Annotated in this window: 12 protein-coding genes; 10 read left to right on the forward strand and 2 right to left on the reverse strand. The window is 56.1% G+C overall.

Translation table 11 applies throughout. The features are described from left to right. Positions 1-83: 83 nt before the first annotated feature. The 4 genes from folC (at position 84) to purF (ending at position 4265) form a co-directional block, all read left to right on the forward strand. Positions 84-1352: a bifunctional tetrahydrofolate synthase/dihydrofolate synthase gene (gene folC / locus K7R23_RS12860; protein WP_012906889.1), complete on the forward strand. Its 1269-nt coding sequence runs from the start codon at positions 84-86 to the stop codon at positions 1350-1352. Beyond that, complete coding sequence (gene dedD, locus K7R23_RS12865; protein WP_012906888.1) at positions 1342-2004, forward strand: cell division protein DedD; 663 nt, start codon at positions 1342-1344, stop codon at positions 2002-2004. Before folC ends, dedD begins: the two co-directional genes overlap by 11 nt. A gap of 220 nt (positions 2005-2224) precedes the next feature. Next, positions 2225-2713 carry a colicin V production protein gene (gene cvpA, locus K7R23_RS12870; protein WP_012906886.1) on the forward strand — a complete coding sequence of 163 codons (489 nt, stop codon included), beginning with the start codon at positions 2225-2227 and terminating at the stop codon, positions 2711-2713. 34 nt (positions 2714-2747) lie between these two features. Next, positions 2748-4265 carry an amidophosphoribosyltransferase gene (purF, locus tag K7R23_RS12875; protein ID WP_012906885.1) on the forward strand — a complete coding sequence of 506 codons (1518 nt, stop codon included), beginning with the start codon at positions 2748-2750 and terminating at the stop codon, positions 4263-4265. A 45-nt stretch (positions 4266-4310) separates the two neighbouring features. Here the strand turns inward: purF and K7R23_RS12880 are convergent, their stop codons facing one another. Then, positions 4311-6272: a glycoside hydrolase family 127 protein gene (locus K7R23_RS12880; RefSeq protein WP_024132811.1), complete on the reverse strand. Its 1962-nt coding sequence runs from the start codon at positions 6270-6272 to the stop codon at positions 4311-4313. After that, a complete protein-coding gene (locus tag K7R23_RS12885) occupies positions 6259-7683 on the reverse strand; it encodes an MFS transporter (RefSeq protein ID WP_012906883.1) in 1425 nt (474 codons plus the stop codon). The genes K7R23_RS12880 and K7R23_RS12885 overlap by 14 nt, the downstream gene beginning before the upstream one ends. A 379-nt stretch (positions 7684-8062) precedes the next feature. On the opposite strand from K7R23_RS12885, the gene K7R23_RS12890 reads away from it, so the two are divergent. From K7R23_RS12890 to hisM, 6 genes are all read left to right on the forward strand, one after another. Next, positions 8063-9064 (forward strand): LacI family DNA-binding transcriptional regulator, encoded by a 1002-nt coding sequence (locus tag K7R23_RS12890; protein ID WP_012906882.1) that lies wholly within the window; start codon positions 8063-8065, stop codon positions 9062-9064. A 42-nt stretch (positions 9065-9106) separates the two neighbouring features. Next, on the forward strand, positions 9107-9676 hold the full coding sequence (locus K7R23_RS12895; RefSeq protein ID WP_012906881.1) for a UbiX family flavin prenyltransferase: 570 nt from the start codon (positions 9107-9109) through the stop codon (positions 9674-9676). A gap of 273 nt (positions 9677-9949) precedes the next feature. Next, the gene (gene argT, locus K7R23_RS12900) at positions 9950-10732 is read left to right on the forward strand and encodes a lysine/arginine/ornithine ABC transporter substrate-binding protein ArgT (RefSeq protein WP_012906880.1); all 783 of its coding nucleotides are present in this window, start codon (positions 9950-9952) and stop codon (positions 10730-10732) included. 245 nt (positions 10733-10977) lie between these two features. After that, on the forward strand, positions 10978-11760 hold the full coding sequence (hisJ, locus tag K7R23_RS12905) for a histidine ABC transporter substrate-binding protein HisJ (protein WP_012906879.1): 783 nt from the start codon (positions 10978-10980) through the stop codon (positions 11758-11760). Positions 11761-12188: 428 nt separating this feature from the next. After that, the gene (locus K7R23_RS12910; RefSeq protein WP_012906878.1) at positions 12189-12875 is read left to right on the forward strand and encodes a histidine ABC transporter permease HisQ; all 687 of its coding nucleotides are present in this window, start codon (positions 12189-12191) and stop codon (positions 12873-12875) included. Beyond that, positions 12872-13579, forward strand: a complete 708-nt coding sequence (gene hisM / locus K7R23_RS12915) for a histidine ABC transporter permease HisM (RefSeq protein ID WP_012906877.1) — start codon at positions 12872-12874, stop codon at positions 13577-13579. The genes K7R23_RS12910 and hisM overlap by 4 nt, the downstream gene beginning before the upstream one ends. Positions 13580-13588 lie beyond the last annotated feature (9 nt).

A 13588-nucleotide genomic window follows, 5' to 3' on the forward strand; every position in this document is an offset into this window, starting at 1 on the left:
AGCCTGAAAGACGACGAGTACAAAAGGGCAGGGCCAGCTGGCGCTGCCTTTTGCTTTTCTCAACGTAACCAATTACGGGCATCATGGAAAACAAACGCATTCCTCAAGCCGCGTCGCCCCTGGCCTCGTGGCTTTCTTATCTGGAAAATCTGCACGCCAAAAACATCGACCTTGGGCTTGAGCGCATAAGCCAGGTGGCGGCGAAGCTGAACGTGCTGAAGCCTGCGCCGTTTGTCTTTACCGTCGCCGGAACCAACGGCAAAGGCACCACCTGCCGGACGCTGGAGTCGGTGCTGATGGCGGCAGGCTACAGGGTCGGCGTTTACAGCTCGCCGCATCTGGTGCGCTATACCGAGCGGGTGCGCATAGAGGGCAATGAACTGCCTGAATCTGCCCATACCGCTTCCTTCGCTGAAATCGAAGCGGCGCGCGGCGATATCTCTTTGACCTACTTTGAGTACGGCACCCTATCCGCGCTGTGGCTGTTTAAACAGGCCAGTCTCGACGTGGTGATACTGGAGGTCGGGCTGGGCGGTCGGCTGGACGCCACCAACATTGTTGATGCCGACGTCGCGGTAGTGACCAGCATTGCGCTGGATCACACCGACTGGCTGGGACCGGATCGCGAAAGCATTGGTCGCGAAAAGGCGGGGATTTTCCGGGCGGAAAAACCGGCTATCGTCGGTGAACCGGAAATGCCGTCGACCATTGCGGACGTCGCCCAGGAAAAAGGCGCCTGGCTTCAGCGCTGCGGCGTTGACTGGCGCTATCAGGTAACCGGCGAGGGCTGGCGTTTCAGCGACGCGCAGGGGACGTTAAGCGATTTACCGTTGCCGCAGGTGCCACAGCCGAATGCGGCGACCGCGCTGGCGGCATTGCGCGCCAGCGGCCTGCCGCTAAGCGAGAAGGCGATTCGCGACGGTATCGCCGGGGCGATTTTACCCGGACGCTTTCAGATAGTGAGCGAGTCCCCGCGGGTGATCCTGGATGTCGCGCATAATCCTCATGCGGCGGAATACCTTACCGGACGGCTGAAAATGTTACCGAAACAGGGGCGCGTGCTGGCGGTTATCGGTATGCTACACGATAAGGATATTGCGGGAACGCTGGCCTGGTTGAAAAGCGTGGTCGACGACTGGTATTGTGCTCCGCTGGAGGGGCCGCGTGGCGCAACCGCGGAACAACTGCTGGAACATCTGGGCCAGGGTGGTGTCTATGACAGCGTGGCGCAGGCCTGGCGCGCGGCGCGGGCTGACGCGAAGCCGGAAGACACCGTACTGGTGTGTGGCTCCTTCCACACGGTAGCACATGTCATGGAAGTGATGGACGCGGGGAGAATCGGTGGCGAGTAAATTTCAGAATCGTTTAGTCGGCACGATTGTGCTGGTCGCGCTGGGGGTCATTGTGCTTCCCGGCCTGCTCGACGGGCAGAAAAAACATTATCAGGATGAGTTTGCCGCCATTCCGCTGGTGCCGAAACCGGGCGATCGCGACGAGCCGGACATGATGCCTGCCGCGACGCAGGCGCTGCCGACGCAGCCGCCGGAAGGCGCCGCGGAAGAGGTGCGGGCTGGTGACGCGGCGGCGCCGTCGCTGGATCCGTCGCGCTATGCCGCCACGAACAACCCCGATCTCGCGCCAGCGCCTGTTGAGCAGCCCAGACCTAAGCCGGTTGAAAAACTGAAGCCAAAACCGCAGCCGCAGGTTGAGGCTACGCCTGCTCCGGCGGCAAAACCAGCGGCGGAGAAACCTGCGCCGACGGGCAAAGCTTACGTTGTTCAACTGGGCGCACTGAAAAACGCCGATAAGGTTAATGAAATCGTAGGGAAACTTCGTGGCGCTGGCTACCGGGTATATACTGTGCCGTCGACGCCGGTGCAGGGTAAAATCACCCGCATCCTGGTCGGGCCGGATGCCTCGCGCGACAAGCTGAAAGGATCGCTTGGCGAGCTGAAGCAGCTTTCCGGCCTGAGCGGAGTAGTGATGGGGTACAGCCCGAACTAAGGTTTTTGCCTGATGGCCGCAAACGGTGTCCGTAGGCCGGATAAGGCGTTTACGCCGCCATCCGGCAATGCCCCGGCGGGGCAAAATGATGATGGCGTTGAATATTTTTTCAGCGCCATTTTTATTTACGCGCGGGAAGGAAATCCCTACGCAAACGTTTTCTTTTTCTGTTAGAATGCGCCCCGAACAGGACGGCAGGGCGTAAAATCGTGGGACGAATATGGTCTGGATTGATTACGCCATTATCGCGGTGATTGGTTTTTCCTGTCTGGTTAGCCTGATCCGTGGCTTTGTACGTGAAGCGTTATCGTTGGTGACATGGGGTTGTGCTTTCTTTGTCGCCAGCCATTACTACACTTATCTGTCTGTCTGGTTTTCGGGCTTTGAAGATGAACTGGTTCGAAACGGGATTGCCATCGCGGTGCTGTTTATCGCGACGCTTATCGTCGGCGCGGTCGTCAACTTCGTTGTCGGGCAACTGGTTGAGAAAACCGGTTTGTCGGGCACTGACCGGGTGTTAGGGATCTGTTTTGGCGCTCTGCGTGGCGTGTTGATTGTCGCTGCCATTCTGTTCTTTCTCGATACCTTTACCGGATTGTCGAAAAGCGAGGACTGGAGCCAGTCGCGGCTGATCCCGGAGTTCAGTTTCATCATCAGATGGTTCTTTGACTATCTGCAAAGCTCGTCAAGTTTCTTGCCCAGGGCTTAAGCATTGGGTTGTCGCTTAACGAGGAAAAAGACGTATGTGCGGTATTGTCGGTATCGCCGGTGTTATGCCGGTCAACCAGTCGATTTATGATGCCTTAACGGTGCTTCAGCATCGTGGTCAGGATGCTGCTGGCATCATCACCATTGATGCGAACAACTGCTTCCGTTTGCGTAAAGCAAACGGCCTGGTGAGCGATGTATTTGAAGCCCGCCATATGCAGCGTATGCAGGGCAATATGGGTATCGGCCATGTGCGTTACCCAACGGCTGGCAGCTCCAGCGCCTCTGAAGCTCAACCTTTCTACGTCAACTCGCCGTACGGCATTACCCTTGCTCACAACGGCAACCTGACCAACGCCCATGAGCTGCGTAAAAAGCTGTTCGAAGAGAAGCGCCGCCATATCAATACCACCTCCGACTCTGAGATTCTGCTTAACATTTTCGCCAGCGAGCTGGATAACTTCCGCCACTATCCGCTGGAAGCCGATAACATTTTTGCCGCCATTGCCGCCACTAACCGCCAGATCCGCGGCGCCTACGCCTGCGTGGCGATGATTATCGGCCACGGGATGATTGCTTTCCGCGACCCGAACGGCATCCGTCCGCTGGTGCTGGGCAAGCGCGACATCGGTGATGGCCGTACCGAATATATGGTGGCGTCTGAAAGCGTGGCGCTGGATACGCTGGGCTTTGAATTCCTGCGCGACGTCGCGCCGGGCGAGGCGGTATACATCACCGAAAAAGGCCAGCTGTTTACCCGCCAGTGCGCGGAGAATCCGGTCAGCAACCCGTGCCTGTTCGAGTACGTTTACTTTGCCCGTCCGGACTCCTTCATTGACAAGATTTCCGTCTACAGCGCCCGCGTCAATATGGGGACGAAGCTTGGCGAGAAAATCGCCCGTGAATGGGAAGACCTGGACATCGACGTGGTGATCCCCATCCCGGAAACCTCCTGCGACATTGCGCTGGAAATTGCCCGTATTCTCGGTAAGCCGTACCGTCAGGGGTTTGTCAAAAACCGCTACGTGGGACGTACTTTCATCATGCCAGGTCAGCAGCTGCGCCGTAAGTCGGTGCGCCGCAAGCTGAACGCCAACCGCGCGGAGTTCCGCGATAAAAACGTCCTTCTGGTGGATGATTCCATCGTGCGCGGCACCACCTCGGAACAGATTATCGAGATGGCGCGCGAAGCCGGAGCGAAAAAGGTGTATCTGGCCTCCGCCGCGCCGGAAATTCGCTTCCCGAACGTTTACGGCATCGACATGCCCACCACCAACGAGCTGATCGCCCACGGTCGTGAAGTGGACGAGATTCGCCAGATCATCGGCGCAGACGGCCTAATCTTCCAGGATCTGAACGATCTGATCGAAGCCGTACGCGCCGAGAACCCGGATATTCAGCAGTTTGAATGCTCGGTATTTAACGGCGTGTACGTTACCAAAGACGTGGATCAGCAGTATCTTGATTTCCTCGACTCCCTGCGCAATGACGATGCCAAAGCGGTGCAGCGTCAGAACGAAGTGGAAAACCTTGAGATGCATAACGAAGGTTAACCGGCACCTTGCCGGAGGCGGAAGCGCCGTCCTCCGGCAAGATTATCAAGCCTCGTCCACCCAGACTCGCATTTCGCCTTCCCCACGATTCGCCCAGCTGAACCACGGAATAAACGTCAGCGTCTGTTTTGTTACGCTCGTGGGCGGCGTATCGAAGCTGTACAGCGGCGCTTCTTCTTCGGGAGTGGCGACGCGTAGCCCTTCTGTCTGAATCAGCACTTTTCCCTGTAAGACGCCGCTTCCGGCAACCTCATGCAATGGGCTGTCAGAGGGCAACGAAAGGTTATGCAACTCGCTGCCGTTATCCGCCTCTTCCAGACAGTAAACCAGCGGTCCGCGCTGGAGCGCGACTTTCCCGGCGGTATGGCGCACCCGCGGACTGGCGTAGACGCGCTTAACGCGCATCGGCAACAGCAGGGTAATGACGTCGCCTTGTCGCCACTGGCGATGGAGATGCAGATAGCCTTTAATCGTCTCTCCCTGCGCCGTTTCGCCATTGACGCGTATCTGCGGCGAATCGCACCACTCGGGCAGACGCAGCGCCAGCGTATGGGTGACCGGATGCGGATGCGTCATGGCGATCTCTGCTTCTCCCGTCCACGGATAATTGCCGCGAATCGTCAGATGCAGTTCGCCGTCCGGGACGGTAAATTGCGCTTCGCTACCGGCGTAGAAGTTGATAAACAGCGCATCCGGGCGCGGAGTGAAGAGATAGTGGCCGATAGCCACCAGCGTGCGGGCGATATTCGGCGGACAGCAGGCGCAGCCAAACCAGCGCTGGCGAACCGGTTTGACATGGTCGTAAATATGGTTGTGCGCCATGCATTTCGGCTGCGTTTCCAGCGGATTGACATAAAAGAAATGCTTGCCGTCCAGCGCCATCCCGCCGAGCACCGTGTTATAGAAGGCGCGCTCCATCACATCGGCGTAGTGCGCGTCGCCTTCCATCTCCAGCATCCGGCGGGCGAACATCATCAGGCCGATGGCGGCGCAGCTTTCGCTATAGGCGGTATCGTTAGGTAAATCGTAGTCGCTGGTAAAGGCTTCTCCGATCGCCTGGGAGCCAATCCCGCCGGTGATGTACATCCGCCGCTGCACCATGTTATTCCAGATCCGCAGACAGGTCTGGCGCTTCTCTTCATCGTGCGTCATGCGGGCGACATGCGCCAGCCCGGTCAGCAGATAAACCGAGCGCACCGCGTGGCCGACCGCCTGATCCTGTTCGCTCAGCGGCTTGTGCGCATGGGTGTAGACTTTGTCTTTCACCATCCACGCATCGCCCCAGCCGCCCCAGTGCCAGCTTCCGCCGCGTTTTTCGAACTCAATATCGTAATAGTGCGGCTGCCTGCCGCGCTCGTCGAGAAAGAAACGGGCCAGCGCCAGATAGCGCGGCTCCTGCGTGACTTCGTACAGGCGCATCAGCGCCAGCTCAATTTCCGGATGGCCGGGATAGCCGCGTAGCTGTCCCTGCTCGGGGCCGAAAACGGCGTCGATATGGTCGGCAAACCGGCAGGCGATCTCCAGCAGGCGGCGCTTTCCGGTCGCCTGAAAAAAGGCTACCGCCGCTTCAAACAGATGACCGGCGCAGTACAGCTCATGGCATTCGGCGAGGTTGGTCCAGCGCTGGCCCGGCTCTTTTACGCTATACCAGGTGTTGAGATAGCCGTCATCGCACTGTGCTTTTGCCAGCAGTTCAATCACCTCGTCGGCGGTTTGTTCAAGGGCGGCGTCCGGCTGCTGGCTTAAAGACCAGGCCACCGCCTCCAGCCATTTGGTCACATCGCTGTCCTGAAAAACCATGCCGTAAAATTCGCCCTTTTCCAGCCCTGCCGCAATGCGGTAGTTAGCCAGCGCGTGGCTGGGTTCCGCCTGCGGAATATTGTCGTTCAGCGCCTGCCACTGATAAGGGATCACCACATCGCGAATCAGCCACTGATATTCCCCTAAAAAGGGGTCGGTAATCGTGATTCGTTTCAGGTCGGCTTCAATTACATCAGACTGCATCATGTATCCCCCGGGTTAACTGTGAATGTCGTTGGTGAAGATCGTTCGCAATGCGCTGCATCATGGCGCCGCTGAGTCTGCACTTGAGCAGGCATAGCGCAAGAACAAGATGGAATGCCGCCGGCACCAGGCTTTGCAGGGCGGTAATGCCCTCAATCGAGGCGGCTGTCTGGTTTTCCAGCCCCGGCTGATAAGCGACCAGTATCAAAATCAGGCTGATTATGCCGCCGGAAGAGGCCCAGGAAAGCTTGATGAAAAAGAGGTTGAAGGCAAAATTCATCCCTGTGGAGCGCACGCCGTTTTTCCATTCGCCGTAATCATCGGCGAACGCCATAATGGAAAAGTGCAGCGGGAGAGCAAATCCCAGCACGACGTTATTGATTAAAATACAGACCAGCCACAGCGTCTGATAACCGGGGCCGACGGGCAGGAAGTACATCGCCAGGCCGAAAATCACCAGCGTGATATTGGTGTAGAAATATAACTTCACCATATCGATACGGCGGGAGAGTGGATTGACCACCATCGCTCCGACTATGCCCGCGATGGTGACGATGCCAAAAAACAGCGACATATACCCGGCGCTACCCTGCAAAGCGTAGGTGATAAAATACATATAGCCGCCGCCGCGAATACAGAGGATGTTGACCAGCAGGAAGGACATCACCAGCATCATCAGCAGCTGATCGTTTTTACGTAACCCTTGCAGGTGTTCGCGCAGGGTGAACTGACCGGCCAGCGATAGCGGCACGCGCTCTTTTACCCAGAAAAAGCACAGCAGGAATAACACCATGCCAATGGTGCACAGCACGGCTACGCCGTATTGATAGCCTTTCGCCAGGTTGCCCTGGCCGAACAGATCCACCATCCACGGCAAACCGACCGACACCAGAAAGCCGGCGATACCGCTGAGCACAAACCGCCAGGACTGGCAGGACATCACCTGATCGTGGCAGCTGGTAATGGCGTTAATCAGCGCGCAGTAGGGAACGTTGTTGGCGGTATAACCCACGGAGAGCAGGAAGTAGGTGGCGAAAGCCCAGGCGATTTTCATATTCGGACTGATATCCGGGACGGTGAATGTCAGAATGCCAATAATCCCGAGCGGCACGGCAGTCCATAGCAGCCACGGACGAAAGCGCCCCCAGCGGCTACGGGTTCGGTCGGCTACAATGCCCATTATCGGATCGGAAATAGCGTCGAAAATCCTGAGAATAAAAAACATCGCGCCGACAATGGCCGGGCTCAGGCCAAATACGTCGGTGTAGAAAAAAAGCAAAAAGCCGCTGATTAAATCAGAGATGCAGTGCCCTCCGGCATCTCCTAATCCATAGCCAATTTTTTCACGTGTGGAGAGTCTCTCCTCCGAATCCACGCTCTGCACTTCACCATCCAGACTGTCGGCAGTCGCCATAACTTCTCTCCCTATGCGTTAGCAGGTTGCGATTGTTTAGCAAGCCATTACGTCTTATCTCTGACTTTTTCGTAAAAATGGGGCGCTGCTGAGCATAGATCTGGCACGATATTCAGGTATATCGCCAGGTGTGGTCATTGTGAAACTGATCGATATTTTTACTAAAAATAAAATTTAAAATCCGATCTTAATCACGAAAAATCGGCATATTCAGGAAATAAATGTATTGTTTCGTTATTATTACGAGAAATGTTTACGAAAAAAGATCTGCCGCCGTCACAGCGCCGGGTGTCCGCCTTCCTCGGGAGAGCGGAATTCGTATATGCTGGAGTTAAGCGGCTGCCTGCTGCGCCACAGCTAAAGGTATAAAACGAACGGAATGGTAAAAAAGATCCGAATTAAAGATATTGCGTCGGCATCCGGCGTTTCCCTTGCCGCCGTCTCCCGGGCGTTAAAAGGGCAACCGGGTCTGAGCGAGGAGACCCGACAGCGAATCCTGGCGATTGCGCAGGCGCAGGGCTATGACTTTAGCCGCTTACGCAACGGAAAGATTAAGCGCCTGCTGTTCCTGCTTCATCGTCAGCACAATATCGCCACCGCCTTACCGTTCTATTCGGCGGTGATGCTCGGAGTGGCCGATGCCTGCCGGGAAAACGACGTGGCGATGAGTTTTCAACCCGTCGGCGCCGATGAGGCGGTCTCTGAACTGATTAATCTGCACCAGCCTGATGCGCTGATCTGCGCCGGATATATGGAGCCTGAAGTACTGGATGAGCTGCGCAAAACCGCTCTGCCGGTGGTGCTGGTCGATCTCTGGGCGGCAGATTTTCCCTGCGTCAATCCGGATAACTATCACGGCGGCTTTATTGCCACACGTCATCTGATCCAGCAGGGCAGAAGGCGGATCGCGTTTCTCGGGCAATCGCAGCATCACTACAGCATTCGTCAGCGCGTGGAGGGCTACCAGCAGGCGCTGCTGGAAGCCGGACTTTCACTGCCTGACGGGTATCGGGTAGAGATGCCGCCGGTCAAAGACATTGAGCAGGCGCTGACTGAAGGTATGAACCGCCTGCTGGCGTTACCGCAGCCGCCGGATGCGATTTTCGCTTATAACGATGTGGCGGCGCTGGTGGCGATGCGCGTCTGCGCGCGTGAAGGCATCACCATCCCGCAGGAGATGGCGATTGTCGGATTTGATGATATTGACGCGGCAGCCTGGACCCATCCGCCGCTTACCACCATCGCGGTAAACAAGCGTGAACTGGGGCGCGATGCGTTTTGTCTGCTCCAGCGCGACGAAGGGGAGCGGAACCTGCTGATGCCGGTACGGCTGATCGTCCGTGAAAGCTCATTGTCGCCGGCATTGCAACGGCAACCATAATCCGGCAAAGTCTGCAGCATCAGGCAGACAGGGCAATACACCATGAAACGACTCATTGTAGGGATCAGCGGCGCCAGCGGCGCTATTTACGGCGTGCGCTTATTACAGGTTTTGCGCGATGTGCCGGAGGTCGAAACGCACCTGATTATAAGCCAGGCCGCCCGCCAGACACTGTCGCTGGAAACCGATCTGCCCCTGCGTGACGTGCAGGCGCTGGCAAACGTTACCCATGACGCGCGGGATATTGCCGCCAGCGTTTCTTCTGGCTCTTTCCAGACTGCCGGCATGGTGATCCTGCCCTGTTCGATCAAAACCCTGTCCGGCATTGTGCACAGCTACAGCGACGGGCTGCTGACCCGCGCCGCCGACGTGGTATTGAAAGAGCGCCGTCCGCTGGTGCTCTGCGTGCGGGAAACGCCGCTGCACCTGGGGCATCTGCGGCTGATGACCCAGGCGGCGGAAATTGGCGCGGTAATTATGCCGCCGGTTCCGGCGTTTTATCATCGGCCGCAAACGCTGGATGATGTGATAAATCAGACGGTTAACCGCGTACTCGACCAGTTCGACATCGCGCTGCCGCACGATCTCTTTACCCGCTGGCAGGGCGCATAAATTTGCCTTTGCCACCGCCCGTTGCCCTGTTTCGGGGCAATTTTGCAACCGCGATCATATCCTCAACATTTAATTCGTTAAAATCCGCCGAAACGCTGCGGTTCATCCGTCAGACCTGCTATCTTCAACATCAGGATAATATTGCAACGTTTTATTAACATATTTAACGTCAAAAATCCTCCCCGGCGCGAATATGGCATAAGACCTGCATGAAAAAGCCTGCAAAACACACAACGCAAAACATAATAAAGCCATTCCACTTGAGGGTTATGTATGAAGAAGTCAGTTCTCGCTCTGTCATTGCTGATTGGACTTTCTGCCAGCGTCTCCGGCTATGCCGCGCTGCCGGAGACGGTGCGTATTGGTACCGACACCACCTACGCGCCGTTTTCTTCAAAAGATGCCAAAGGCGACTTCGTCGGCTTTGATATCGACCTGGGCAATGAGATGTGTAAGCGTATGCAGGTGAAATGTACCTGGGTTGCCAGCGATTTTGACGCGCTGATCCCATCGCTTAAGGCGAAGAAAATCGATGCCATTATCTCTTCGCTCTCCATTACCGATAAGCGCCAGCAGGAGATTGCCTTCTCTGACAAGCTCTACGCGGCGGACTCCCGTCTGATTGCCGCCAAAGGCTCGCCGATTCAGCCGACCCTCGATGCGCTGAAAGGCAAGCACGTGGGCGTTTTACAGGGCTCCACCCAGGAAGCCTACGCCAACGATAACTGGCGCAGCAAAGGCGTGGACGTGGTGGCGTACGCCAACCAGGACCTGATCTATTCCGATCTGACGGCCGGGCGTCTTGACGCGGCTTTGCAGGATGAAGTGGCCGCCAGCGAGGGCTTCCTCAAACAGCCAGCCGGTAAAGATTACGCATTTGCCGGCCCTTCCGTGAAAGACAAAAAATACTTTGGCGACGGTACCGGCGTCGGTCTGCGTAAAGACGATGGCGAACTGAAAGCCGCCTTTGATAAAGCGCTGGCCGATCTGCGTCAGGATGGCACCTATGACAAGATGGCGAAAAAATATTTTGACTTTAACGTCTACGGCGACTGACTACTGACGCAGGGATCTGTTTGCGCCATCCGGGCTAACCATTACGGTGCAAAATGGATGGGTTGCACTATTATGGTGCAAATGCAACGGCCGGAAAGTGGAAAAGTGCATAGTTAAGCGATTTTCATGCAAAATAACCCGGGCGACAGGGCAGAATTCTTTGCCTTGTCGACCCGATTAATGGCACGATAACGGCACCTGGTCCTGTAAAGATCCCCTATAAAGACAGTCTGTTGAGGATAGTTATGAAAAAACTGGTGTTATCTCTTTCTCTGGTTCTGGCATTTTCCAGCGCTACCGCAGCTTTTGCCGCTATTCCGCAAAAACTTCGCATCGGTACCGATCCAACCTATGCGCCTTTTGAATCGAAAAATGCGCAGGGTGAACTGGTTGGTTTTGATATCGATCTGGCGAAAGAGCTGTGTAAGCGCATTAATACGCAATGTACCTTTATCGAGAACCCGCTGGATGCGCTGATCCCTTCGTTAAAAGCGAAGAAAATCGACGCCATCATGTCTTCGCTTTCCATCACCGAAAAGCGCCAGCAGGAAATCGCCTTCACCGACAAACTTTATGCAGCCGACTCACGTCTGGTGGTAACGAAAGATTCCGACATTCAGCCGACCGTTGAGTCGCTGAAAGGCAAGCGCGTCGGCGTACTGCAGGGCACGACGCAGGAGACGTTTGGTAACGAACACTGGGCGCCGAAAGGCATTGAGATCGTCTCTTACCAGGGCCAGGACAATATTTACTCCGACCTGACTGCCGGTCGCATCGATGCGGCATTCCAGGATGAAGTTGCGGCAAGCGAAGGCTTCCTTAAGCAGCCCGTTGGTAAAGATTACAAATTCGGCGGCCCGTCGGTAAAAGACGAGAAACTGTTCGGCGTCGGGACCGGTATGGGCCTGCGTAAAGAAGACAACGAACTGCGTGAAGCCCTGAACAAAGCGTTTGCTGAAATGCGCGCTGACGGGACTTACGAGAAGCTGGCGAAAAAGTATTTTGATTTTGATGTTTACGGCGGTTAATAACCGCAGGTGCAGATAAAGCCCGCGTTATAACTGACCCGATGCCGGATGGCTGCTTCGCCTTATCCGGCCTACGAGTAGCATGTCCGCAGGCCTGATAAGCGCAGCGCCATCAGGCAGAACGTTGCCGGTGGCGGCTTCGCCTTATCCGGCTTACGGGTAGCATGTCCGTAGGCCTGATAAGCACAGCGCCATCAGGCAGAACGTTGCCGAATGGCGGCTTCGCCTTATCCGGCTTACGGGTAGCATGTCCGTAGGCCTGATAAGCGCAGCGCCATCAGGCAGAACGTTGCCGGTGGCGGCTTTGCCTTATCCGGCTTACGGGTAGCATTTCCCCAGGCCTGATAAGCGCAGCGCCATCAGGCATTCAGCGGGTTGGTCAGGTTCAAAAGAGGCTCTTACTCACCACTCACGACAGGACAGGCAGCATGTTGTACGGCTTTTCAGGTGTTATTTTACAGGGCGCGATCGTCACGCTGGAACTGGCGCTCAGTTCCGTCGTGCTGGCAGTGCTGATCGGCCTCGTCGGGGCGGGCGCTAAGCTTTCGCAAAACCGGGTGACGGGGCTTATTTTCGAAGGGTATACCACCCTTATTCGCGGGGTGCCGGATCTGGTGCTGATGCTGCTGATTTTTTATGGTTTGCAGATCGCGCTGAATGCGGTGACCGAGGCGATGGGTATCGGCCAGATTGATATTGATCCTATGGTTGCCGGTATTATTACGCTTGGTTTTATTTACGGTGCCTATTTCACGGAAACCTTCCGCGGCGCTTTTATGGCGGTGCCGACAGGCCATATTGAGGCGGCAACCGCCTTTGGTTTTACCTCTTCCCAGACGTTTCGCCGCATTATGTTCCCGGCGATGATGCGCTATGCGCTTCCCGGCATTGGCAATAACTGGCAGGTGATCCTGAAAGCGACGGCGCTGGTCTCCCTGCTCGGCCTGGAGGATGTGGTGAAGGCCACCCAGCTTGCCGGTAAAAGCACCTGGGAGCCGTTTTACTTCGCCGTGGTGTGCGGGGTTATCTATCTGATATTCACAACCGTTTCCAATGGTGTGCTGCTGTTCCTCGAGCGCCGCTACTCCGTGGGCGTGAAGAGGGCTGACCTGTGATCGAGATTATTCAGGAGTACTGGAAATCCCTGCTGTGGAGCGACGGCTATCGCTTTACCGGTGTGGCGATCACCCTGTGGTTGCTTATATCGTCGGTGGTGATGGGCGGTATCCTGGCGGTGTTCCTCGCCATTGGCCGCGTTTCCAGCAATAAATTCATCCAGTTTCCCATCTGGTTGTTTACTTACATCTTCCGCGGCACGCCGCTGTACGTGCAACTGCTGGTGTTCTATTCGGGGATGTACACCCTTGAGATTGTGAAAGGCACCGATTTACTCAACGCCTTTTTCCGGAGCGGCCTGAACTGTACCGTGCTGGCGTTAACCCTCAACACCTGCGCTTACACCACCGAGATTTTCGCCGGGGCGATCCGCTCGGTGCCGCATGGTGAAATAGAGGCGGCGCGGGCGTATGGCTTTTCTTCGTTCAAAATGTACCGCTGCATTATTCTGCCTTCGGCCCTGCGTATTGCGCTGCCGGCATACAGCAATGAGGTTATTTTGATGCTGCACTCCACGGCGCTGGCGTTTACTGCCACGGTGCCGGATCTGCTCAAGATCGCCCGTGATATCAACTCGGCGACCTATCAGCCTTTTACCGCTTTCGGTATTGCCGCGGTGCTCTATTTAATGATTTCCTATGTCCTGATCAGCCTGTTCCGCAGAGCGGAAAGGCGCTGGCTGCAGCATGTTTCCTCTAAATAATTCGAGTAA

The organism is Citrobacter rodentium NBRC 105723 = DSM 16636 (assembly GCF_021278985.1).
In the GTDB taxonomy this organism is placed as follows: domain Bacteria; phylum Pseudomonadota; class Gammaproteobacteria; order Enterobacterales; family Enterobacteriaceae; genus Citrobacter_A; species Citrobacter_A rodentium.